Source organism: Blastococcus sp. SYSU DS0510 (genome assembly GCF_054050835.1).
The window spans coordinates 134,853-158,124 of sequence record NZ_JBJHAC010000008.1 but is presented as its reverse complement, the minus strand read 5'-3'; the positions used below and the strand labels follow the sequence as shown (position 1 = coordinate 158,124).

Genomic DNA, 23,272 nt, shown 5'->3' with positions numbered 1-23,272 from the left:
CCCGCCGCCGCCCCGCCCCCCCCCCCGCCCCCCCCCCCCCCCCCCCCCCCCCCCCCCCCCCCCCCCCCCCCCCCCCCCCCCCCCCCCCCCCCCCCCCCCCCCCCCCCCCCCCGGGGCCGTGCCGCCGGAGGCCCTGGCGGTGATCGCCCCGGTGGCCGCCCCGGCCAACCTGGCCGCCGCCCCAGCACAGGGCGTGGACCTGGCCGGGGTCGACGCGGCGCTCGCGGAGGTGGCCGCGACCCGCCCGCACGCCGAACTGCGCCAGGTGGTGGCCCACTACCTGGCCCGGCTCGATCCTGACGGGCCCGAGCCCGATCCCACCGAGGGACGCTCCCTCACCTTCGTCAAGCACGCCGACGGGTCGGTCTCCTTCCGCGGCGAACTGGATGCCGTGGGCGGGGAGAAGGGGCAGGCCGCCGTGGAATCCATCGTGCAGGCCGCCCGGCCCGCCGGGGACATGCGCACCCGCGCCCAGCAGCAGGGCGACGCCCTGGTCCAGCTCGCCGACAACGCCCTGGCCGCGGGCACCCTGCCGGTGCTGCGCACCCACAAACCCCAGGTGGTGGTCCGGGTCGACCTGGAGGACCTCATCGACCCGGACGCCGGCCCCGGCGCGGCGAAGTTGGGCTTCGGGGCCACCATCTCCGCGGCCCGCGCCCGCTGGCTGGCCTGCGACGGCACCGTCACCCGCATCGTCATCGGCCCCGAAGGCCAACCCCTCGACGTCGGCCGCGCCCACCGCGTCGTCCCCCGGCACCTGCGCCGCGCGGTGGAGGCCCGCGACGGGCACTGCGTCTTCACCGGCTGCCACGCCCCCACCCACTGGTGCGACGTCCACCACATCGTGCACTGGGCCGACGGCGGGAACACCTCGCTGGAGAACTCAGCCCTGCTCTGCGAACGCCACCACACCAAGGTGCACCACGGCTTCCGCGTCGAACGACAACCCGACGGCCGATGGCGCACCTACCGGCCCGACGGCACCGAGATCCTGATCCTCCCCCGCATCACCGCGGACTCGGCCAACTTCCGCGCGGGCTGAGCCCTGTGTCGTGTGCACGACGGGGGCTGCGAGGACGGCGCCCGGCTCTGCCGTGCCGGCCGATACGGTGTCCGGCGTGCAGCTGACCGTCGTCGACCACCCGCTGGCCCGTGCCCGTCTCTCCAAGATGCGTGACGAGCGGACGGACAACGCCATGTTCCGCGCCGCGCTCCGCGAGCTGACGCAGATGCTGGTCTACGAGGCCACCCGCGATCTCGCCATCGCGGAGGAGCCGATCACCACCCCGGTCACCACGACCACCGGGTACCGGCTGGCCGCCCCGCCGCTGATCGTCCCCGTGCTGCGCGCCGGTCTCGGGATGGCCGACACCGCGCACGGGATGCTCCCGGAGTCCCAGATGGGCTTCGTCGGGCTCGCCCGCAACGAGGAGACCTTCCAGCCGGAGGCGTACATGGCCTCGCTGCCCGAGTCGCTGGTCGGCCGCGACGTCTTCGTGCTCGACCCGATGCTCGCCACCGGCGGCTCGCTCGTGCACTGCTGCGAGCTGCTCACCGCCCGGGGCACGACGTCGATCACGGTGCTCTGCGCCCTCGCCGCGCCCGACGGCCTCCGTCGTCTCGAGGAGAGCGGCCTGCCGCTGCGGGTGTTCACCGCGAGCGTCGACGAGGGGCTCAACGACAAGGCCTACATCGTCCCGGGGCTCGGCGACGCCGGCGACCGCCAGTTCGGCGCGGTCTGACCGTGAGGTTCGGGGTGCTCGGCACCGGCTTCTGGGCGAAGGAGATCCACGCGACCGCCTTGGCCGGGCACCCCTCCGCGGAGCTGGTCGGCGTCTGGGGCCGTGACGTCGCCAAGGCGGAGGCGGTGGCCGCCGACTTCGACGTCCCCGGCTTCGCCGACCTCGACGAGCTGCTGGAGCAGGTCGACGCCGTCGCCATCGCGCTGCCGCCGCACGTGCAGGCGCCGCTGGCCGAGCGCGCCGCCGCCGCTGCCGACCGGGTGGTCGCCGCCGTCCGCGACGCCGGTGTCGCCTCCGTCGTCTTCTTCACGTTCCGCTTCCAGACCGCGACGTCGACCTGGCTCACCCAGGCGGCCCGCACGGAGCTCGCCGGCGGCGCCGGGTCCTGGTTGTCGTCCATCGCCGGCTCCCCGTTCGGCGCCTCGTCGTGGCGGCAGCAGCACGGCGCGCTCTGGGACATCGGCCCGCACGCTCTGTCGCTGTTCCTGCCGGCGCTGGGGCCGGTCGTCGCGGTGCAGGCCGGGGCCGGGCTGCACGACACCGTCCACCTGGTGCTCACCCACGAGTCCGGGACGGCCTCCACCGTGACCCTGTCGCACACGGTGGCGCCGATGTCGACCGGCATCGAGTTCTTCGTCCACGGCGACGCCGGCCGGCTGGTGCTCCTGCCCGACATCCAGGCCCCGGTGGACGCCTTCGCCGTCGCCGTCGACGAGCTGACCTCCGCAGCGATCGCCGGTGGCACCCACCCCTGCGACGTGGGGTTCGGCCGGGACGTCGTGGCGGTCCTGGCGACGGCGGCCCGCGCCCTGGACTCGGGGTGCCGCGAGCGCGTCCCGGGGTGACCGCCGCGACGTCGCGGCGGCAGGGGGTCACAAGCCCAGCGCCGCCCTCATCTCCGCCCGCAGCTGGTCCAGCTCGTCGGCGCCGCGGCCGCGCGCGGCGATCAGGCCGGCGTCGTCGTGCACCGGGACGACCGTCTCCAGGTACGCCTTGAGCTTGGGCTCGGTGCCGCTGGGCCGGACGATCACCCGCACGCCGTCGCCCAGCAGGCGGACGGCGTCCACCGGTGGGGTCGACCCGGCGAGGTCGGCGAACTCCACCGGCCGGCCGAGCAGCGACGACGGCGGCCGCGACCGCAGCCGAGCCATCGCCCCGGAGATGACCGAGAGGTCCTCCACCCGCACCGACAGCTGGCCGGTGACGAAGAGACCGTGCTCGGTGGCCAGCTCGTCCAGCCGGTCCACCACCGTGCGGCCCCCGGCCTTGAGCTCCGCCGCCAGCAGGGCCACCGCGAGCGCCGCCGAGATGCCGTCCTTGTCCCGCACCACCGACGGCGCCACCGAGTAGCCCAGCGCCTCCTCGTAGCCGAACACCAGCGGCGCGGCGTCGGAGCCCGCGCGCATGATCCACTTGAATCCGGTCGGGGTCTCCTCCGACGGGACGCCGTGCGACTCGGCGACGACGTGCATCAGCGAGCCGCTCACCAGCGAGGACGCGTAGGTGCCGCGCACCCCGCGGCGCAGCAGCCAGTCGGCCAGCAGCGCCCCCACCTCGTCGCCGGTCAGCTGTCGACCGCCCACGACCACCGAGCAGCGGTCGGCATCGGGGTCCTGCGCGATCGCGACGTCGGCCCCGGACCGCTCGGCCAGCGCGGTGAGCAGGTCCACCGCCCCGGGCTCCTCCGGGTTCGGGAAGGCGACCGTCGGGAACGCCGGATCGGGTGCGTCCTGCTCGGGCACCCCGGCCGGCTCCGCGAAGCCCGCTGCGGCGAACACCAGCCGGGTCGTCGACGCGCCCACCCCGTGCATGGCGGTGTACGCCACCCGCAGCGCCGCCCGGTCGGCGGCCGGCACCCGTTCGGGATCCAGCGCCCGCACGACCGCCGTGACGTACTCGGTGAGGACGTCGTCGCCCAGGACCCCGTGTCCGCCGGCGAGGGGGATCTCCCGCGCAGGGCCCACCGTGGCGATCGACTCCTCGATCGCGCGGTCGGCCGGCGGCACGAGCTGCGCCCCGCCCCGCAGGTAGAGCTTGTAGCCGTTGTCGTCGGGCGGGTTGTGGCTGGCGGTGACCATCACCCCGGCCGCCGCATCGAGCTGCCGGACGGCGAAGGCCAGCACCGGGGTGGGCAGCGGGCGCGGCATGAGCTGCACCTGGAAGCCCAGCCCCGAGAACACCCGGGCCGAGAGGAGGGCGAACTCGTCGGACCGCCGCCGCGCGTCGAAGCCGATCACCACGGTCCCGCCGCCCTCCCCGGTGTCCCGGAGGTACCGGCCCACCCCGGCCGCGGTGCGCAGCACCACGGCGGCGTTCATCCCGGCCGGCCCGGCCCGCAGCGGACCGCGGAGCCCCGCCGTCCCGAAGGTGAGCGGACCGGAGAAGCGGCGGGCGAGCTCGGCGGTGTCGCCGGCGTCGACCAGCGCGAGGATCTCCGCGCGGTCGCCCTCGTGCGGATCGGCGTCGGCCCAGGCGCGGGCCTGCGTCACGACGTCGCTCACAACCGGCCCCCCGCCGCCTCGACGTTCTCGGCGTCGAACTCCGGCAGCGTGTACTGGCCGCCCACCCGCGCGCGCACCGGGTCCTCGGGGTCCGGCTCGCCCTGGGCCGCGATGAGGGCCTCGGCGTACACCTCGGCGTCGTCGGCCGGCTCGTAGCCGATGGCGCGCGCGGCGGTGAGGTCCCACCAGTTGCGGGTGTTGGCCGAGACGCCCCACACCACCGTGCAGCCCGGGTCGGGCGTCCGCAGTGCCGCGTCCACCAGGGAGACGGTGTCGGCCGGGGAGAGCCAGGTGGCGAGCATGCGCACCGTCGTCGGCTCCGGGAAGGCGCTGCCGATGCGCAGGCACACGACCTCCATGCCGTACCGGTCGGCGTAGAGCGACCCGAGCGCCTCCATCGCCACCTTGGCGACGCCGTAGTAGGTGTCCGGCCGCGGCGGCGCGTCGACCTCGCGCAGCAACCCCTCCGCGGGGCGTGCGGTGAAGCCGCTGGCGTGGTTGCTGCTGGCCAGCACCACGCGCCGAACGCCGGCGCGGCGAGCCGCCTCGACGGTGGCGTACGTGCCCTGGATGTTCGCGTGGCTGATCGCCGGCCAGGTGGACTCGCCCACGACCCCGGCCAGGTGCACGACGGCCGCGGCGCCCCGCAGCGCACCGGTCATCGCGTCGAGGTCGGTGACGTCGGCGACCAGGTGCTCCTCGCCGGGCCGGGGCTCGGGCACCGGGACGACGTCGAGGCTGCGCACCGCCCACCCGCGCTCGGGCAGCCCGCCGCGGAGGACCGTGCCGATCCGTCCCGCGGCGCCGGTGAGGACGACCGGCCCCGTCATGGGAGCCGCTCGATGAGCCGTACCAGCAACTCGCCCAGCCGCCCGGCGGCCGCCTTGCCCGCCGCGAGGACCTCCTCGTGGTTCAGCGCCTCGCCGGTGATCCCGGCGGCGGCGTTGGTGACCATCGAGAGGCCGAACACCTCCGCGCCCGCTGCCCGGGCGGCGATGGCCTCCAGCGCGGTGGACATGCCGACGAGGTCGGCGCCCAGGGTGCGCAGCATGCGGATCTCGGCCGGCGTCTCGAAGTGCGGGCCGGGGAGCTGGGCGTACACCCCCTCGACCAGCGAGGGGTCGAGCTCCCGGGCGATCGCGCGGAGCCGCGAGGAGTAGAGATCGGTGAGGTCGACGAAGTTCGCGCCCACGAGCGGGGAGCGCGCGGTCAGGTTCAGGTGGTCCGAGATCACCACGGCCTGGCCCACCCGGTGGTCGGGGGCCAGCCCGCCCGCGGCGTTGGTCAGGACGACCGTCCTCACGCCCGCGGCGGCCGCCGTCCGCACCCCGTGGGCGACCGGCTCGACGCCGCGCCCCTCGTAGTAGTGCGTCCGGCCGAGGAAGAGCAGCACCTTCCGCTCGCCGACCCGCACCGAGCGGATCTCGCCGCCGTGCCCGACGACGGTCGGGGCCGCGAAGCCGGGCAGGTCGCCGATCGCCACCGACCCGGCGGCCTCGCCGAACGCGTCGGCGGCGGGTGCCCAGCCCGAGCCCATGACGACGGCGACGTCGTGCGGGCCGCCGAGCGCGGTGGTCAGGGCGTCGGCCGCCTGCGCGGCCAGGGCGGTGGGGTCGGTTCCGGGGAGCTCGCTCACGCAGGGACGCTAACGCAGCCCGGGAAACGCGGTGGATGCCCGCCGCGCCCGGTGGTCACGACGGGCGGACGTCGTCCTCGACGCCCGGCCGGCGGCCGACCGGGGAACCCGACCCGTCGGGTGCTGGAACGGCCTGCCTGCAAGGGCCCGTGCCGAGCGGAGCGAGGGACGGGGGGCAGGCAGGTCCTTCTAGACTCCCGGAGGTGGAGATCCCCTTCCGTAGCTCGGAGCGCTCCAGCCTCGGCGTGGAGTGGGAGCTGCAACTCGTCGACCGCGAGACGCGCGAGCTCGCACCCGGTGCCGTCGAGATCCTCGAGGCGATGCGCCCCGAGGGGGCCGACGAGCACCCCAAGGCCAAGCACGAGCTGCTGCAGTCGACCATCGAGATCATCACCGGCGTCTGCACCACGGTGCGCGAGGCGAAGGCCGACCTGGCCGGCACCCTGGCCGAGGTGGTCGCCGCCGCCGACGAACGGGGGCTGGGGCTGCTCTGCGCCGGCACCCACCCGTTCACCGACTGGCAGACCCAGGAGATCTCGCCGAAGGAGCGCTACGGGCAGCTCGTCGAGCGCATGCAGTGGCTGGCCCGCCGGCTGCAGATCTTCGGCGTCCACGTGCACGTCGGGGTCCGGGCGCCGGAGAAGGTGATCCCGATCGTCAACGCGCTGTGCCAGTACGTGCCGCACTTCCTGGCGCTGTCGTCGTCCTCGCCGTTCTGGGTCGGCTGCGACACCGGCCTGGCCTCGGCCCGCACGAAGATCTTCGAGGGCATGCCGACCGCGGGGCTGCCCTTCCAGCTCGACGGCTGGGGCGAGTTCGAGGAGTACATGGAGACGCTGATCTCCACGAAGAGCATCGAGAGCGTCCGCGAGGTGTGGTGGGACATCCGGCCCCACCCCGACTTCGGCACCGTGGAGCTGCGCATCTGCGACGGCCTGCCGACCCTCGACGAGATCGGGGCGGTCGCCGCCCTCACCCAGTGCCTGGTCGAGCAGTTCGACACCCAGCTCGACCGCGGCTACACCCTGCCCCGCCCCGAGGAGTGGGTCGTGCGGGAGAACAAGTGGCGGGCGTCCCGCTACGGCCTGGACGCCGAGATCATCGTCGACGAGCAGTACGCCGTCCGGCCGGTGCGCGAGGCGATCACCGAGCTGGTCGAGGAGCTGATGCCCACGGCCAAGCGGCTGGACTGCGAGGCAGAGCTCGCCGACGTGCTCCGCGTGCTGGAGGTCGGCGCCTCCTACCAGCGGCAGCGGGCGGTGGCGCTGGCGAACGACGGCGACCTGGCGCCGGTCGTGGACGGCCTGCTGGCCGAGCTCCGGGACGGGCTGCCCTCCTCGGGCCCCGCCGGGCAGCCCGACGGCCCGGTGCCGGGTCCGGCCTCGTGCGAGGGCGGGCACGCCGCATGACCCCGGTCGTCGAGAAGCTGGGCGCCGCGGTCGACGAGTGGGTCGCCGCGAACGGGCCCGCGCTGTCGGCCACCCGGCGGCACCTGCACGCCCACCCCGAACTCGGTTACGCGGAGTTCGAGACGACCTCCTTCCTCGAGGAGCGGCTGCGCCACCACGGGCTGGTCCCGCGCCGGCTGCCCACCGGCACCGGCCTCAGCGTCGACGTCGGCGCGGGCGGGGGACCGATCGTCGTCCTTCGGGCCGACATCGACGCGCTGCCCCTGAAGGACCTCAAGGACGTGCCGTACGCCTCCACCCGCGAGGGTCTGGCCCACGCCTGCGGCCACGACGTGCACACGACGGTGGTCCTCGGCGTCGCCGTCGCGCTCGCCTCGCTCGACGGGCTGCCCGGCACGGTCCGCTGCGTCTTCCAGCCGGCCGAGGAGACGGTGCCGGGCGGGGCCACCGAGGTGGTGGCCTCCGGCGTCCTCGACGGCGCGTCGCGCGCGTTCGCGCTGCACTGCGACCCGTCCATCCCCGCCGGGAGGATCGGGCTGCGCACCGGCCCCATCACCGCGGCCTGCGACCGGATGGACGTCACGCTCACCGGGCCCGGCGGGCACACCGCCCGGCCGCAGATGACCGTCGACCTCGTCGATGCGCTCGGGCGGATCATCACCGACGTGCCCGGGCTGCTCTCCCGCCAGGTCGACCCGCGGACGGGGATGTCGCTCGTCTGGGGCGCGGTCAACGCCGGTGTCGCGGCCAACGCCATCCCGCAGCGGGGGACGCTGCGGGGCACCGTCCGGGTGCTGGACCGGGAGGCGTGGAAGGACGCCGAGGAGCTGATGCGCTCGCTCGTGGCGCGGGTCGCCGCCACCACCGGCGCCGAGGTCGACGTCGACTACGTCCGCGGGGTGCCGCCGGTGGTCAACGACCCGCGTGCCGTGGCGCTGCTGCGCTCGGCCGCGCTGGGCACCGTCGGCGCGGAGAACCTCGTGCTCTCGCCGCAGAGCATGGGCGGGGAGGACTTCGGCTGGTTCGCCGACGTCATGCCGATCGCGCTGGCCCGGCTGGGCACCCACGGCGGCGGCGCCCCCCTCGACCTGCACCGCGGCACCTTCGACGTCGACGAGCGGGCCATCGGCGTCGGGGTGCGGCTGCTGGCCCGCACCGCGCTGCTCGCGCTGGAGGCCGACGCCGAACCGTCCCCGGGCAGCTCCGGGGCACCCCCTCGCACGCGCAGACCCGCCCCCGGAGACACTTCTGCCCGACGAGCCGTCGACGAGAGGCGGGAACCCCAGGATGAGCACGACCGACGAGACGACCGGCCAGGGGCCGGCGGCGGCTGACGCCGAGGTGCCGGCCGAGCACGCGGTCCCGGAGGACCTCGCGCTCGCGGGCGAGTTCGACGCGGTGACCCGCGACCAGTGGCGCGAGCTCGTGGCCGGCGTGCTGCGCAAGGCCGGTCGCGAGGAGCTCCCCGACCCGGTGGAGGACGCGCTGCGCCGGCCGGTGGCCCCGGGTGTGACGGTGGCCCCCCTCTACACCGCCGAGGACGCCGGTGACCTCCCCGCGGGGGTCGGCGTCCCGGGCCTGCCGCCGTTCGTGCGCGGTGCCCGCCCCGCCGGCGGGCCGGCCGGCTCGGCCGAGGTCACGGCGTCCGGCGGCGCCGAGGGCGGCGCGTCCGGCGGGTGGGACATCCGCCAGCGGCACGCGCACCCCGACGTCGCGGTGACGAAGGAGGCGATCGCCGCCGACCTGGAGAACGGCGTCACCTCGCTGTGGCTGGTGCTCGGCGAGGGCGCGATCCCGGTGGACGCGCTGGGTGAGGTGCTCGCCGACGTCTACCTCGACCTCGCGCCGGTGACCGTGCAGGGTGGGTTCCCGGCCGCCGCGGCCTTCCTCGACCTGGTCGAGGGGCGCTCCGACCTCGCGTCCGGCGGCTCGCTCGGCCTGGACCCGCTGGGCGTCGAGGCGGCCTCCGGGGAGCGGCAGGACCTGACCGGCCTCGCCGACGTCGCCCGCCGCGCCGCCGCGCACCCCGGCCTCCGCACCGTCGTCGTCGACGGCACCGTGTTCCACGACGCCGGTGCCTCGGTGGTGGAGGAGCTCGGCTGCTCGCTCGCGGCGGGGCTCGCCTACCTGCGCGCCCTCACGGACGGCGGGCTGACCGTCGACCAGGCCGCCGTCCAGCTGGAGTTCCGCTACGCAGCCTCGGCGGACCAGTTCACGACCATCGCCGCGCTGCGCGCCGCCCGCCGGCTGTGGGACCGCGTCGGCGAGGTGAGCGGCGCCTCGGCCGAGGCCCGTGCTCAGCGGCAGCACGCGGTCACCTCGTCGGTGATGGCCACCAAGCGCGACCCGTGGGTCAACATGCTGCGCACGACCGTGGCCTGCTTCGCCGCCGGCGTCGGGGGCGCGGACGCGGTCACCGTGCAGCCGTTCGACGCCGCGCTGGGCCTGCCGGACTCCTTCTCCCGCCGGATCGCGCGCAACACCCAGAACCTCCTCGTCGAGGAAGGCCACCTGGGCCGGGTGCTCGACCCCGCCGGTGGCTCCTGGTACGTGGAGTCCCTGACCGACGAGCTGGCCCGCGCCGCCTGGGCGTGGTTCACCGAGATCGAGCGGGCCGGCGGGCTGTCGGCGGCGCTGGCCTCGGGCTTGGTGCGCGACCGGATCGCCCAGGCGTGGGACGCCCGCGCGAAGCGGCTGGCCACCCGCGCTGACGCGATCACCGGCGTCAGCGAGTTCCCCAACCTCACCGAGAAGCTGCCCGAGCGCCGACCGGCCGCCGAGGTGCTGCCGGCGACCGGCGGGCTGCCGCGGGTGCGCGCGGCGCAGGAGTTCGAGGCGCTGCGCGACGCGGCCGAGGCGGCGGGGGAGCGGCCGTCCGTCTACCTGGCGACCCTAGGCCCCATTGCCCGGCACACCGCCCGGGCGAGCTTCGCGGCCAACCTGTTCCAGGCCGGCGGGCTGGCGACCCCGGCCGGCGACGGCGCCACCGCGCTGGCCGACGCGGGCACGACCGTGGCCTGCATCTGCGGCACCGACAAGGACTACGCCGAGCACGCGGCCGGGCTGGCGGCGGAGCTGAAGGCGGCCGGCGCCACCCAGGTGTGGCTGGCCGGCAAGCCCGACCTCGCCGTCGACGGCGTCGACGGGTACGTGCACCCCGGGTGCGACGCCCTCGCGGCGCTGCGCACGGTGCACTCCGAGCTGGGTCTGGAAGGAGAGCGGGCATGAGCGGCATCCCCGACTTCGGTTCCGTCGAGCTGGGCGCACCCTCCGCGGGTGCCGGCTCCTCGACCGCAGGGCCTGGCGAGTGGGCCAAGGCGTTCGAGGAGGCGACCGGCCGCAGCGTCGAGGAGGCGGCCTGGGAGACCCCCGAGGGGATCTCCGTCCCGCCGCTGTACACCCCGGCCGACCTGCAGGGCCTGGACTTCCTCGAGACCCTGCCCGGGCTGCCGCCGTTCCTGCGCGGCCCCTACCCGACGATGTACACCACCCAGCCGTGGACCGTCCGCCAGTACGCGGGCTTCTCGACCGCGGCGGAGTCCAACGCCTTCTACCGGCGCAACCTCGCCGCCGGGCAGAAGGGGCTGTCGATCGCCTTCGACCTGCCCACCCACCGCGGCTACGACTCCGACCACCCCCGGGTGCCCGGCGACGTCGGCATGGCCGGGGTGGCCATCGACTCGATCCTGGACATGCGGCAGCTGTTCGACGGCATCCCGCTGGACAAGATGAGCGTGTCGATGACGATGAACGGCGCCGTGCTGCCGGTGCTCGCGCTCTACATCGTGGCGGCCGAGGAGCAGGGGGTGGGGCCCGGTCAGCTGACCGGCACCATCCAGAACGACATCCTCAAAGAGTTCATGGTGCGCAACACCTACATCTACCCGCCCAAGCCCTCGATGCAGATCATCAGCGACATCTTCGCGTTCACCTCGCAGCGGATGCCGAAGTTCAACTCGATCTCGATCTCGGGCTACCACATCCAGGAGGCCGGGGCGACGGCCGACCTGGAGCTGGCCTACACGCTCGCCGACGGCGTCGAGTACCTGAAGGCCGGCCAGGCCGCGGGCATGGACGTCGACGCCTTCGCGCCGCGGCTCTCCTTCTTCTGGGCCATCGGCATGAACTTCTTCATGGAGGTCGCGAAGCTCCGGGCCGGGCGGCTGCTGTGGGCGAAGCTGGTGAAGGAGGCCGGCGCGCAGAACCCGAAGTCGCTGTCGCTGCGCACCCACTCGCAGACCTCGGGCTGGTCGCTGACCGCGCAGGACGTCTACAACAACGTCGTCCGCACGTGCCTGGAGGCGATGGCAGCCACCCAGGGGCACACCCAGTCGCTGCACACCAACGCCCTGGACGAGGCGCTCGCGCTGCCCACGGACTTCTCCGCCCGCATCGCCCGCAACACCCAGCTGATGCTGCAGCAGGAGTCGGGCACCACCCGCGTCGTCGACCCGTGGGGTGGCTCCGCGTACGTGGAGAAGCTGACCTACGACCTGGCCCGCCGCGCCTGGGCGCACATCGAGGAGGTCGCCGAGCACGGCGGGATGGCCCAGGCGATCGACGACGGCATCCCCAAGCTGCGCATCGAGGAGGCGGCGGCCCGCACCCAGGCCCGCATCGACTCCGGCCGCCAGCCGGTGATCGGCGTGAACAAGTACCGGGTCGACGCCGACGAGGCGATCGAGGTGCTCAAGGTCGACAACGCCGACGTGCTGGCCCAGCAGAAGGCCAAGCTCGAGCAGCTGCGCGCCGACCGCGACGGCCGCGCCGTCACCGAGGCGCTGGGCCGGCTCACCGACGCCGCCCGCGCCGCCGCCGACGGCACGCGCGGCAACGACCTCGACAGCAACCTGCTGAAGCTCGCCGTCGACGCCGCGCGGGCCAAGGCGACCGTCGGGGAGATCTCCGACGCCCTCGAGGTCGTCTACGGCCGGCACGCCGGTCAGGTGCGCACCATCTCCGGCGTCTACCGCGACGAGGCAGGAGCGTCCGGGCCCATGGAGGAGACGCGGCGGCTGGCCGAGGAGTTCGCCGAGGCCGAGGGCCGTAGGCCGCGCATCCTCGTGGCCAAGATGGGCCAGGACGGGCACGACCGCGGCCAGAAGGTGATCGCGACCGCGTTCGCCGACCTCGGTTTCGACGTCGACGTCGGCCCGCTGTTCCAGACCCCGGACGAGGTCGCCCGCCAGGCGGTGGAGGCCGACGTCCACGTCGTCGGCGTCTCCTCGCTGGCGGCCGGACACCTCACGCTGGTGCCGGCGCTGCGCGACGCGCTGGCCGAGCTCGGTGCCGACGACGTGCTGATCGTCGTCGGCGGGGTCATCCCGCCCGACGACGTCCCGACGCTCAAGGAGATGGGGGCCGCGGCGGTCTTCCCGCCCGGCACGGTCATCGCCGAGGCGGCGCAGGAGCTGCTGCGGACGCTGTCCTCCCGTCTCGGTCACTGATGGCTCGAGAGGTCGACGTCCCGGTCCTCGTGGAGGGGGTGCTCGCCGGGGACCGCCGGGTGGTGGCGCGGGCCATCACCCTGGTGGAGTCGCGGCGGGCCGACCACCGCGAGAAGGCGCAGGAGCTGCTGGTCGAGCTGCTGCCGCATGCCGGGGGAGCGCGCCGCGTGGGCATCAGCGGCGTCCCCGGCGTGGGCAAGTCGACGTTCATCGACCAGCTCGGGGTGGACCTGACGGGGGCCGGGTCGAAGGTCGCGGTGCTGGCCGTCGACCCGTCGTCGGCCCGGTCGGGCGGTTCGATCCTCGGCGACAAGACGCGGATGGCACGGCTGGCGGTCGACCCCAACGCGTTCATCCGGCCCTCCCCGACGTCGGGCACCCTGGGTGGGGTCGCGCAGGCCACCCGCGAGTCGATGGTCGTCGTCGAGGCGGCCGGCTACGACGTCGTCCTGGTCGAGACCGTCGGCGTCGGGCAGTCGGAGATCACCGTCGCCGAGATGGTCGACTCCTTCCTCTTCCTGACCATCGCGCGCACCGGCGACCAGTTGCAGGGCATCAAGCGCGGCATCCTCGAGATCGCCGACGTCATCGCCGTCAACAAGGCCGACGGGCCGGCCGCCGCCGACGCCCGCAAGGCCGCCCGGGAGCTCGCGCAGGCGATCCGGCTGCTGCGCGGGCGCGGGAACGCGTGGGACGTCCCGGTGCTCACCTGCGCCGGGCTCACCGGCGAGGGACTGGACGAGGTGTGGGCCAAGCTCGTCGAGCACCAGGAGCGGGCCAAGGTCTCGGGCGAGTTCGACGAGCGCCGCCGCGCGCAGCAGGTGCGCTGGACCTGGCAGCTGGTGCGCGACGGGCTGGAGCACGCGCTGCGCGCCCACCCCGGCGTCCGTGCCGCCGTCCCCGACCTCGAGAAGGCGGTGCTCGCCGGCGAGCTCACCCCGGCCCTGGCCGCCCGGCGAGTGCTGGATGCGTTTCTCGGGCAGCCGGACCCCACATAGCGATCGAAGACGCCGGGCCTGCGGGGCGTCGGCGAGGCCGGTCAAGCGCTTTCCTCACCAGGTGGCAGCCGCTGGCGCTTGACGGAGGCTTGCCTCTTAGGCGCCGCTCATCGCGTCGAACCGACGACGTACTCGGTTGCCGGCGGACGTGGTGACCGGCGGCGCGTCCACGTCGATTAGGCGATCCGTCAGACGCTCGATGGTCCTCTCGATGTGACTCCTGGCCGTCGCGTGCACGGCAGAGCTGAAGGTCACATGGGGGAGCACGACAGCCGCATGATGAATGCCAGGCAGGCAAAGCAGCGGAGGGGCGAGAAAGATCAGTCCGGTCCAGACCGAAAGTATCGCCCTGGCCGAGGGCTCCATGGAGGAATCGGCGGCGAACTGGATGACGGCGTAGATCCCAAACGCCACCCAGGCCGCCAGGTAGACCACGTGCAAGCTCGCGCTCACGAGGCTCCGGTCGACGACGTCGTTGATGCAGGAGCAGACCAGCGCGACCCCCACCGAGCTCAGGACTAGCCCTACACCGACCATAGCCAGACACCCCAGCACTCGGGAGGAGAGCGGCGCATCGCCCAGCAGGAACGCGACGCCTGCCAGCGCTATAAGGGCAGTAGTCATGGCGAGCGCGGGCGGAAGCCACCGCCGCCCAAATTCGGTGATGGGCGGTGGCTCGGCCCCTTCCGCAGCGCCTCCCCAGCGGCTCTGCGCGATCTGGTAGCGCAGAAGTTCCCGTTTCAGCGATGCGGATCGCCTCGACTGTTCGACGTGCGTGAAATCGAAGTCGGTCGAGGAGGCGCTCACAGCCAGCACAAGCAGGGTTCCACTCAGGACGATGAACGGAATCCGGACAAGCACTTCCCCCGCTGTGAGTCCAGCGAGGAGCCCTATCCCCACTAGTGCGCACAGTGCTGCGGCCACTTCGTTGAGCTGTCGCCACAGTCTCTCGCGGGCGTACAGCCTCGCGTCGATCGCGTTGTTCAAGACCAGGCTTCGACCGGTGAGGCTAATGGCGATGATGACGCCGGCCAGGGCTGCCAGGGCGTTCGCCCCTTCACCGATGCCAATGGAGAGGGGGATCGCCGCGAGTTGCTGGAAGTTGCTGCTTTCGAGGAAGCTCTCCTCTAGATGGGCGACCCAGCGAAGTCCGAGGAGCAGGCAGTAGATGAGGATGGCGGCGCCGGCGACTCGCCGCGAGCCGCGCCACTGAGCTCGCTCGTGGCGGAGGATGTCCTCGGCGGGAGGCAGGGTCGGCGTCAGCGATGGCACCGCGGCATCAAAACAGCCCAACGCGCGGGGACAACTACCACCACGCCGGACTGGCCTCCGACCTAGACGCCGGTGGAGCGGCAGTCCCGGGAGCGCAGGTCGCGCACGTAGTCGTCAGGCGCGCCGGCGGCCTCGGCGGCGTCGGCCATCGCGCCCAGGTGCCGGGCCGAGGGCAGCCCGCCCTCGAACGCGTCGAGCACGTAGACGTAGGCGACCACGTCTTCGCCCAGCGTGTGCACCCGCAGGTGCACGCGCCGGTAGAGCCCCGAGTCGGCGCCCTCCCACTCGTCCAGCGCCCGCTCGTCGGCCTCGGTCAGGTCGTAGAGGGCGACGAAGACACCAGGCGAGTCGTCATCCGTGGGCACGAGAGTCGGGAGCGCACCCTCCCAGCCGAGGTCCTCGCCGCCGAACGTCAGCCGCCAGCCGCGGATCCAGCCGGTGCCGGCGTGCGGGGACGACGGACACCGGCGCAGCATCTGAGCGGGGTCCATGTTGGATCCGTAGGCGGCGTAGAGGCCCATCCCGGCGAGACTAGCCAGGCGACCCGGCGGGCGCCGGTGGGCGGGTGACGACGGTCCGGACCGCAGCGGGGAGAATGGCGGAGACCCACCGCTCGGCAACGGAAGATGGACCCATGACCCGCATCGTCATCATCGGTGGTGGCCCGGCCGGCTACGAGGCCGCACTGGTCGCCGCGCAGCTCGGTGCGCAGGTCACCGTCATCGAGCGCGACGGCATCGGCGGGGCCAGCGTGCTCACCGACTGCGTGCCCTCCAAGACCCTCATCGCCGCTGCCGGCGCCATGACCTCGGTCCGCGACTCCGCCGTCCTCGGCCTGCAGGGTGCGGACCTCGCGACCGTGAGCCTCGACCTCGCGTCGGTGAACCAGCGGGTCAAGGGCCTGGCCGTGGCCCAGTCGGCCGACATCCACGCGCGGCTGACCGCCGAGGGCGTGCGCATCGTCGCCGGCCACGGACGGCTGTCCGACGAGAAACCGGGAATGGCGGCGCACACCGTCGAGGTCGTGAACGCCGAGGGGCGGGTGACCGAGGAAGTCGAGAGCGACGTCGTCCTCATCGCCACGGGCGCCGACCCGCGCGTGCTGCCCGGCGCCGAACCCGACGGCGAGCGCATCCTCGACTGGCGCGACGTCTACGACCTGCAAGAGATGCCCGAGCACCTGGTGGTGGTGGGTTCCGGCGTGACCGGCGCCGAGTTCGCCTCCGGCTATCTCGAGGCCGGGGTCCCGGTCACCCTCGTCTCGTCCCGCGACCAGGTGCTGCCGGGTGAGGACTCCGACGCCGCCGCCGTCGTCGAGGAGGTGTTCCGGTCCCGGGGCGGGCGGATCGCCGAGAAGGGGCGGGCCGCCGCGGTGCGGCGCACCGGGACGGGCGTGCAGGTCGAGCTGACCGACGGCCGCATGGTCGAGGGGTCCCACGCGCTCATGACGGTCGGCACCATCCCGAACACGTCGGGCCTGAACCTCGAGCAGTGCGGCGTGCAGACCACCGAGTCCGGGCACATCGTGGTCGACCGGGTGTCCCGCACCTCGGTGCCCGGGATCTACGCCGCCGGCGACGTCACGGGCGTCTTCCAGCTCGCCTCCGTGGCCGCCATGCAGGGCCGCATCGCGATGTGGCACGCGCTCGGCGAGGCGGTGGCGCCGATCCGGCTCAAGACGGTCGCGGCCAACGTCTTCACCCATCCGGAGATAGCCACCGTCGGGGTCCAGCAGAAGGCGCTGCCGGAGTACCCCGACGTCGAGACGGTCCTGCTGCCGCTGGCGACCAATGCCCGGGCGAAGATGAGCGACCTGCACGACGGCTTCGTCAAGATGTTCGCCCGGCGGGCCACCGGCGTCATCGTCGGTGGCGTCGTCGTGGCGCCGGGGGCCTCAGAGCTGATCCTGCCGATCGCGCTCGCCGTCACCCAGCGGCTGACCGTGGACGACCTGGCGCAGACCTTCGCGATCTACCCGTCGCTGTCGGGCTCGATCACCGAGGCCGGGCGCCGGCTGATGGGCGCCGACCACCTGGCGTGAGAAAGGGTCCCTCAGCCCCCCACCGCTCGCCAGCTCGCGGCGGGCCCCTGCCGAGGGGCCGGCCGGGGCAGCCGGGGCGGCTGCGCCGGGTGTGACGGGAGTTCGGCTCAACATCCCCGATCCGGTGCCGACGCGGCCCCGGGCCGCCGAGTCAGGAGTGGATGTCTCCTGACCACGACCTCCGTCGTCCCCGCGGCCTCCGTCGTCCGTCCCGCGCGCTCGGGCTGGCCGGCGCGGTGCTCGCCGCCGCCCTGGGCGTCGTCGTGGTGCCGGGCGTGGCCCTCGCGGACGGCGGCACCACCACGGTCCGCGGCGAGCTCGTGCACGTCTGGGCCGAGGGCTCCGGGGGCCACCACGCCGACGGTGAGGACGACGCGGCCCGGCTGAGCTGGGTGGCCACCGCCGACGGCGCGGTGCGCGTGCCGGCCGAGCAGGTCGCCGACGTCCCGGCGGGTTCCACGGTGGAGCTGACGGTCGGGCGGTCCGTCGAGGACGAGGCGAGCGCCGACGGGCACGACCCCGCCCGCACCGTGCTGGAGAGCGACGTCCTCTCCCCGGGGCCGGTCGCGACGCCCGAGCCGCCGCCCGCTCCGCGCGGCGGCCTGACCAACCAGGTCACCGTGGTCCTGGTGGCGCCGGCGGGGACGGAGCCGGACGGCACGCGGCTCGGCGACGTCGTGACGACCGTCGACGGCCCGGTCTCCCGGTTCTGGTCCGAGCAGACCGGCGGCGCCGTCACCCTCGGCGTGACCGCCCGGCACGCCTGGGTGCGGACGACGGCCGGCTGCACGGACCCCCAGGGGCTCTGGGACGAGGTCGCCGCGGAGGTCGGCTTCAGCGCCGGCCCCGGCAAGCACCTGATGCTCCGGCTGAGCGGCCAGGCCGCCGACCAGCCGGCCTGCTCGTACGCGCTGGCCCAGGTCGGCACCTCGCCGGCGTCCGGCGGGCGCCTCTACGTCCGCGACGGCGGCGCCTCGGTGATCGCGCACGAGCTGGGGCACAACTTCGGCCTCGGGCACTCCTCGGGGCAGCAGTGCGACGGCGCGGTGGAGGGCGGCTCCTGCCGCACCGCCGCCTACCGCGACTACTACGACGTGATGGGCGCCTCCTGGGCCCAGCTGGGCTCGCTCAACGCCGTCCAGGCCGCGGCGCTGGGTGTTCTCCCCGGCGACGCGCAGCGGACCGTGGCAGTCGGGGAGGGCGCCACGAGCGTCTCTCTCGCGCCGCTGGGTGGCGGCGCCGGCCTGCGGGCGCTCCGGCTGGTGGACGCCGAGGGCGACGCGTACTGGCTGGAGTTCCGGGCTGCGACGGGGCCCGACGCCTGGCTCGGCACCCGCGACAACGTCTACCGCCTCGACGCAGGGGTGCTGCTGCGCCGGACGGGTCCGTTCCCCGACACCTCGCTGCTGCTGGACGGGACGCCCGGCCCGGCCGGCCGCTGGGACGCCGATCTGCAGTTCGCACTGCCGGTGGGGGTCGTGATCCCGCTCTCCGGAGGGGACTTCACCCTCACGCTGCGCGGCGTCGACGGCGGCCGGGCCGTGGTGGACGTGGTCCCGGCGGCGCGGCCCGCAGTGGCCGCGGCACAGGCCCCGGCCGGGCAGGACGCCACCCCGCGGGGCGGTGCGGCGGCCACGCCTGTGGCCCCGGATCCCGCCGAGGAGCCCGCCGGGCAGCGCGCCCCCGAGGCGACGCCGCAGCCGCCGCTGCCGCTGGCCCCTCCGGTCCACCTCGCGGCGCCGCGGTCCAGCATCCCCCTGGAGCCGGTCGCCGACAGCTCCAGCTCCTCCGCCGGCTTCGCGCTGCCGGCCGCCGGGGCGGTGCTCGCCGGCTCGGTCCTGCTGCTGGTGCAGGTGGTGCGTCGGCATCGCCTGCGCGGGTGACGGTCCCGTCCGACCGGTTCAGTTCCGCCGGGCGCCCGCCGATGCACAGGGGGTAGTCCCCTCGGCCCAGGAGCTCCGCGTGCGCGTCACCCCCCGATCCCGACCCCTGCGGGCGTCCGTCCTGGTCGCCGCCGGTGCCGTGTCACTCACCGTGCTCTCCGCCCCGGCGACGCAGGCGCAGGACGAGCCCGTCGCAGCCGCCGAGACGGTCACCGGCGAGCTGGTGCAGGCCTGGGCCGAGCCCGAGGACCACCACTCCGCCGGCGACGACCTCTTCGCCCAGCCGCTCACCTGGATCGAGCCGGAGACCGGCGACGCGGTCAGGATCCCGACCGACGACGTCCAGGACATCCCGGTCGGCACCACCGTCGAGGTGACGGTCGGCGAGGAGGTGACCGACGTCGCGGCGGCCGAGGGGGTCATCGAGCCCGCCCGGGAGGTCCTCGCCGCCGAGGTCGTGGAGCCGGCGCCCGCGGAGGAGCCGACGACGGCAGAGGCCGCGACGACGGTGACGAACCAGGTCACCGTGGTCATGGTGGTCGCCGGCGGCGGGACCACCGACAGCACGACGCTGCAGCAGGTCGTCGATGCGGTCAACGGGCCGGTGGCGCAGTTCTGGTCGAAGGAGAGCCAGGGGGCCATCGGCCTGGGTGTCTCCGCCTCCCACGACTGGATCACCACGACCGCGAAGTGCACGGACTACGTGGCGCTCTGGAACGAGGTCGCGGAGGTCCCTTCGGTCAACTTCACGGCCGGCCCGGGCAAGCACCTCATGCTCTACGTGAGCAACGGATCCGCCGACGCCTCCCGGTGCCCCCACGGGCTCGCCCAGGTGGGAACCGGGCCCGGAGCCGGGGGCCGGCTCTACGCCCGGGGCACCGCCACGTCCCTCATCGCCCACGAGTTCGGGCACAACTTCAGCCTCTGGCACTCGTCGAGCCACCAGTGCGACGGGACCGTCGAGGGCGACACCTGCGCGGTCACCGACTACAACGACTGGTACGACGTCATGGGCGTCTCCTGGGAGCAGGTGGGCTCGCTCAGCGCCCCGCACGCTGCTCGGCTCGGGGTGCTGCCGGCCGAGCACACGAAGTCGGTCTCGGTCACGTCGTCCGGGACCCTGGTCACCCTGTCGCCCACCTCAGGACGCACCGGGACCCGTGCCCTGCGGCTGACGGATTCCCACGGACGGGCCTACTGGCTCGAGTACCGCACCCCCGACCTCCAGGACGCGTGGCTGGGGACGGACGCCAACCGCCTGCGACTGGAGAGCGGTGTCCTCCTCCGCCGTGCCGGGACGAAGGAAGACATGGTCGAGCACGGTGCCACGTCGTTCCTGCTCGACGCCACGCCGTCGAGCCTGTCCGGTTGGAGGAGCGATCTGCAGGTCGCCCTGCCGTTCGCCCGGGCGGTGCCGATCTCGGGTACCGACCTGACCGTGACGGTCGTCGCCGCCTCGGCCACCGAGGCGACCGTCCGGGTGGCGACGGCGGGGGATCCCACGGTCCCCACGGCGCCCACCCGGCCGATCGGCTCGTTGGACGCCGTCTCGGCGTCGGGGACCACGCTGACGGTGCGGGGCTGGGCCTTGGACCCCAACACCCCCGATCCGGCGTCGGCGGTGCACCTGTACGTCGACGGTGCCGGGGTGGCGCTGCAGGCCGACGGGGACCGGCCGGACGTGGGGGCGGCGTTCCCGCACGCCGGCTCCGCGCACGGCTTCGGCTGGTCGGCCGACCTGGCGCCCGGGATGCACCGTGTCTGCGCCTACGCCATCGACCGCGAGGTCCCGTCGGCGAACACCTCCCTCGGCTGCCGTGACGTGGCCGTGGCGTTCACCCGTCCGACCGGCAACTGGGACTCGCTGTCGGCCACGGGGACGACGGTGTCGCTGTCGGGTTGGACCTATGACCCGGACTCCCCGACGGGCGCGGTGGACGTGCACGTCTACGTCGACGGCAAGGGGGTCGGGCTCGTGGCCGACCGGGATCGGCCGGACGTGGGGGCGGCGTTCCCGCACGCCGGATCGGCGCACGGTTTCGGCTGGTCGGCCGACCTGGCGCCCGGGATGCACCGGGTGTGCGTGTACGCCATCGACCGCGAGGTGTCCTCCGCGAACACGCCCTTCGGCTGCCGGGACGTGGCGGTGGGGCTGGCCCGGCCGGTGGGCAGCTGGGACACCCTGGCGGCGTCGGGGACGACGCTGTCGCTGTCGGGCTGGGCGTTCGACCCTGACTCCCCGACCGCCCCGGTCGCAGTGCACGTGTACGTCGACGGCGCCGGGGTGGCGCTGCGGGCCGACGGCGACCGGCCGGACGTGGGGAGCGCCTTCCCGCACGCCGGCCCGGTGCACGGGTTCGGCTGGTCCGGCCAGGTGGCGCCGGGGGCGCACAGGGTCTGCGTGTACGCCATCGACCAGGAGGTCTCCTCGGCCAACACGTCGTTCGGCTGCCGGGACGTGACCGTCTGACCGTGCCGGTCCTGCACGGAAGCCCGTGACCGCGTGCGGTCACGGGCTTCCGTCGTGCCGGGTGCGCTACTCCGCGTCGGCGATCGTGCAGATGACCGCACCGCTGGTGACCGAGGCGCCGACCTCGGCGGCCAGACCGGAGATCGTGCCGGCCTTGTGCGCGGTGATCGGCTGCTCCATCTTCATCGCCTCGAGGACGACCACCAGGTCGCCGGCCTCGACGGTGGCGCCGTCCTCGACGGCCACCTTGACGATCGTGCCCTGCATCGGCGAGGTGAGGGAGTTCCCGGAGGCCGCGGAGCCGCCACCCCCGCCGCCGCGCTTGCGGGGCTTGGCGGTCGCGCCGGGGGCCGCGCTCCCGCCGCCGGCGGCGAGCCCGGCGGGCAGCGACACCTCGAGCCGGCGGCCACCGACCTCGACGACGACGGTCTGCCGGGGGGTCTCCTCATCCTGACCGGCGGGCGCGGCGTCGTAGGGCGGGACCTGGTTGTCCCACTCGGTCTCGATCCAGCGGGTGTGCACGGTGAACGGCTCGCTGGTGAACGCCTCGTCGCGGACGACGGCCCGGTGGAACGGGATGACCGTGGGCATGCCCTCGACGATCAGCTCGTCCAGCGCCCGGCGGGCGCGCTGCAGCGCCTCCTCGCGGGTGGCGCCGGTGACGATGAGCTTGGCCAGCATCGAGTCGAACGCGCCGGCGACCTCGCCACCGGTCTCGACGCCGGAGTCCCAGCGGACGCCCGGCCCCTGCGGGATCTCCAGGCGGTCCACCGGGCCGGGGGCCGGCATGAAGTTGCGGCCGGCGTCCTCGGCGTTGATCCGGAACTCGATGCTGTGGCCGCGGGGCGCCGGGTCCTCGGTGATCTCCAGGGGGAGGCCGTCGGCGATGCGGAACTGCTGCCGGACCAGGTCGATTCCGCTGGTCTCCTCCGAGACCGGGTGCTCCACCTGCAGGCGGGTGTTGACCTCGAGGAAGGAGATGGAGCCGTCCGCGCCGACGAGGTACTCGACCGTGCCGGCCCCGTGGTAGCCGGCCTCGGCGCAGATCGCCTTGGCCGAGGAGTGGATCCGCGCGCGCTGCTCGTCGGTGAGGAACGGCGCCGGGGCCTCCTCGACCAGCTTCTGGTTGCGGCGCTGCAGGGAGCAGTCACGGGTGCCGACGACGATCACGGTGCCGTGCTGGTCGGCGAGCACCTGCGCCTCGACGTGGCGGGGCTTGTCGAGGAACCGCTCGACGAAGCACTCGCCGCGGCCGAAGGCCGAGACGGCCTCCCGCACGGCGGAGTCGAAGAGCTCGGGGATCTCCTCCATGGTGCGGGCGACCTTGAGGCCACGGCCGCCACCGCCGAACGCCGCCTTGATGGCGACCGGGAGGCCGTGCTCCTCGGCGAACGCCACGACCTCGTCGGCGCCGCCGACCGGGTCCTTGGTGCCGGGGACGAGGGGCGCGCCGGCCTTGGTGGCGATGTGCCGGGCCTGCACCTTGTCGCCGAGGGCGATGATCGCCTCGGGGGAGGGGCCGATCCAGGTGAGCCCGGCGTCGATGACGGCCTGGGCGAAGTCCGCGTTCTCCGACAGGAAGCCGTAGCCGGGGTGGATCGCGTCGGCGCCGGACTGCTTGGCGGCGTCGAGGATCTTGTCGATGACCAGGTAGGAGTCACCGGGCGTGGTGCCGCCGAGCGCGAAGGCCTCGTCGGCGACGCGCACGTGCAGCGCATCGCGGTCGGGCTCGGCGTAGACCGCCACGCTGGTCAGACCCGCGTCCTTGCACGCGCGGGCCACGCGGACCGCGATCTCGCCGCGGTTGGCGATGAGGACCTTCTGCACCGGTGCTCTCCCTCTTCTGTGGGCCGGTCGAACGATTGTCAGTGCC

General features: G+C 74.3%; 17 protein-coding genes. 11 read left to right on the top strand and 6 right to left on the bottom strand.

From position 1 onward, the window contains the following. The first annotated feature begins 139 nt into the window (after nucleotides 1–139). From ACI79P_RS09005 to ACI79P_RS08995, 3 genes are all read left to right on the top strand, one after another. Nucleotides 140–1,042 carry a DUF222 domain-containing protein gene (locus ACI79P_RS09005; RefSeq protein ID WP_456580699.1) on the top strand — a complete coding sequence of 301 codons (903 nt, stop codon included), beginning with the start codon at nucleotides 140–142 and terminating at the stop codon, nucleotides 1,040–1,042. A gap of 76 nt (nucleotides 1,043–1,118) precedes the next feature. Further along, nucleotides 1,119–1,742 carry a uracil phosphoribosyltransferase gene (gene upp, locus ACI79P_RS09000; RefSeq protein ID WP_456580698.1) on the top strand — a complete coding sequence of 208 codons (624 nt, stop codon included), beginning with the start codon at nucleotides 1,119–1,121 and terminating at the stop codon, nucleotides 1,740–1,742. A 2-nt stretch (nucleotides 1,743–1,744) separates the two neighbouring features. Continuing rightward, on the top strand, nucleotides 1,745–2,587 hold the full coding sequence (locus ACI79P_RS08995) for a Gfo/Idh/MocA family protein (RefSeq protein WP_456580697.1): 843 nt from the start codon (nucleotides 1,745–1,747) through the stop codon (nucleotides 2,585–2,587). A 27-nt stretch (nucleotides 2,588–2,614) separates the two neighbouring features. On the opposite strand, the gene ACI79P_RS08990 is transcribed toward ACI79P_RS08995, so the two are convergent. The 3 genes from ACI79P_RS08990 to ACI79P_RS08980 are packed head-to-tail and all read right to left on the bottom strand — an operon-like array spanning nucleotide 2,615 to nucleotide 5,879. After that, complete coding sequence (locus ACI79P_RS08990; RefSeq protein WP_456580696.1) at nucleotides 2,615–4,243, bottom strand: phospho-sugar mutase; 1,629 nt, start codon at nucleotides 4,241–4,243, stop codon at nucleotides 2,615–2,617. Next, nucleotides 4,240–5,073, bottom strand: coding sequence for an NAD-dependent epimerase/dehydratase family protein (locus ACI79P_RS08985; RefSeq protein ID WP_456580695.1), 834 nt, complete (start codon nucleotides 5,071–5,073; stop codon nucleotides 4,240–4,242). The genes ACI79P_RS08990 and ACI79P_RS08985 overlap by 4 nt, the downstream gene beginning before the upstream one ends. After that, nucleotides 5,070–5,879 (bottom strand): purine-nucleoside phosphorylase, encoded by an 810-nt coding sequence (locus tag ACI79P_RS08980; RefSeq protein ID WP_456580694.1) that lies wholly within the window; start codon nucleotides 5,877–5,879, stop codon nucleotides 5,070–5,072. The genes ACI79P_RS08985 and ACI79P_RS08980 overlap by 4 nt, the downstream gene beginning before the upstream one ends. A gap of 203 nt (nucleotides 5,880–6,082) precedes the next feature. On the opposite strand from ACI79P_RS08980, the gene ACI79P_RS08975 reads away from it, so the two are divergent. From ACI79P_RS08975 to meaB, 5 genes are read left to right on the top strand one after another with little or no spacing between them, the layout of a single operon-like run. Continuing rightward, a complete protein-coding gene (locus ACI79P_RS08975) occupies nucleotides 6,083–7,288 on the top strand; it encodes a glutamate--cysteine ligase (protein ID WP_456580693.1) in 1,206 nt (401 codons plus the stop codon). Next, nucleotides 7,285–8,622, top strand: coding sequence for an amidohydrolase (locus ACI79P_RS08970; protein ID WP_456580692.1), 1,338 nt, complete (start codon nucleotides 7,285–7,287; stop codon nucleotides 8,620–8,622). Before ACI79P_RS08975 ends, ACI79P_RS08970 begins: the two co-directional genes overlap by 4 nt. Then, a complete protein-coding gene (locus ACI79P_RS08965; protein ID WP_456580691.1) occupies nucleotides 8,576–10,516 on the top strand; it encodes a methylmalonyl-CoA mutase family protein in 1,941 nt (646 codons plus the stop codon). Before ACI79P_RS08970 ends, ACI79P_RS08965 begins: the two co-directional genes overlap by 47 nt. After that, complete coding sequence (gene scpA, locus ACI79P_RS08960) at nucleotides 10,513–12,735, top strand: methylmalonyl-CoA mutase (protein WP_456580690.1); 2,223 nt, start codon at nucleotides 10,513–10,515, stop codon at nucleotides 12,733–12,735. Before ACI79P_RS08965 ends, scpA begins: the two co-directional genes overlap by 4 nt. Next, nucleotides 12,735–13,733 (top strand): methylmalonyl Co-A mutase-associated GTPase MeaB, encoded by a 999-nt coding sequence (meaB, locus tag ACI79P_RS08955; protein WP_456580689.1) that lies wholly within the window; start codon nucleotides 12,735–12,737, stop codon nucleotides 13,731–13,733. The genes scpA and meaB overlap by 1 nt, the downstream gene beginning before the upstream one ends. Nucleotides 13,734–13,829: 96 nt before the next feature. Here the strand turns inward: meaB and ACI79P_RS08950 are convergent, their stop codons facing one another. Then, nucleotides 13,830–15,005: a hypothetical protein gene (locus ACI79P_RS08950; RefSeq protein WP_456580688.1), complete on the bottom strand. Its 1,176-nt coding sequence runs from the start codon at nucleotides 15,003–15,005 to the stop codon at nucleotides 13,830–13,832. 62 nt (nucleotides 15,006–15,067) lie between these two features. After that, nucleotides 15,068–15,526: a gamma-glutamylcyclotransferase family protein gene (locus tag ACI79P_RS08945; RefSeq protein WP_456580687.1), complete on the bottom strand. Its 459-nt coding sequence runs from the start codon at nucleotides 15,524–15,526 to the stop codon at nucleotides 15,068–15,070. Between the two features lie 113 nt (nucleotides 15,527–15,639). Between ACI79P_RS08945 and ACI79P_RS08940 the strand changes: the two genes are divergently transcribed. From ACI79P_RS08940 to ACI79P_RS08930, 3 genes are all read left to right on the top strand, one after another. Continuing rightward, nucleotides 15,640–17,046, top strand: coding sequence for an NAD(P)H-quinone dehydrogenase (locus ACI79P_RS08940; protein ID WP_456580686.1), 1,407 nt, complete (start codon nucleotides 15,640–15,642; stop codon nucleotides 17,044–17,046). A 161-nt stretch (nucleotides 17,047–17,207) separates the two neighbouring features. Then, the gene (locus tag ACI79P_RS08935; protein WP_456580685.1) at nucleotides 17,208–18,929 is read left to right on the top strand and encodes a reprolysin-like metallopeptidase; all 1,722 of its coding nucleotides are present in this window, start codon (nucleotides 17,208–17,210) and stop codon (nucleotides 18,927–18,929) included. A gap of 79 nt (nucleotides 18,930–19,008) precedes the next feature. Further along, a complete protein-coding gene (locus ACI79P_RS08930) occupies nucleotides 19,009–21,399 on the top strand; it encodes a hypothetical protein (protein ID WP_456580684.1) in 2,391 nt (796 codons plus the stop codon). Nucleotides 21,400–21,465: 66 nt separating this feature from the next. On the opposite strand, the gene ACI79P_RS08925 is transcribed toward ACI79P_RS08930, so the two are convergent. Continuing rightward, complete coding sequence (locus ACI79P_RS08925) at nucleotides 21,466–23,226, bottom strand: acetyl/propionyl/methylcrotonyl-CoA carboxylase subunit alpha (protein ID WP_456580683.1); 1,761 nt, start codon at nucleotides 23,224–23,226, stop codon at nucleotides 21,466–21,468. Nucleotides 23,227–23,272: the final 46 nt, after the last annotated feature.

Excerpts from the sequence above, each read along its gene's own strand:
- ACI79P_RS08940 (WP_456580686.1), top strand. The coding sequence starts at position 15,640 with ATGACCCGCATCGTCATCATCGGTGGTGGCCCGGCCGGCTACGAGGCC.
- meaB (WP_456580689.1), top strand. The coding sequence starts at position 12,735 with ATGGCTCGAGAGGTCGACGTCCCGGTCCTCGTGGAGGGGGTGCTCGCC.
- ACI79P_RS08965 (WP_456580691.1), top strand. The coding sequence starts at position 8,576 with ATGAGCACGACCGACGAGACGACCGGCCAGGGGCCGGCGGCGGCTGAC.
- ACI79P_RS08970 (WP_456580692.1), top strand. The coding sequence starts at position 7,285 with ATGACCCCGGTCGTCGAGAAGCTGGGCGCCGCGGTCGACGAGTGGGTC.
- ACI79P_RS08935 (WP_456580685.1), top strand. The coding sequence starts at position 17,208 with ATGTCTCCTGACCACGACCTCCGTCGTCCCCGCGGCCTCCGTCGTCCG.
- scpA (WP_456580690.1), top strand. The coding sequence starts at position 10,513 with ATGAGCGGCATCCCCGACTTCGGTTCCGTCGAGCTGGGCGCACCCTCC.
- ACI79P_RS08985 (WP_456580695.1), bottom strand. The coding sequence starts at position 5,073 with ATGACGGGGCCGGTCGTCCTCACCGGCGCCGCGGGACGGATCGGCACG.
- ACI79P_RS08945 (WP_456580687.1), bottom strand. The coding sequence starts at position 15,526 with ATGGGCCTCTACGCCGCCTACGGATCCAACATGGACCCCGCTCAGATG.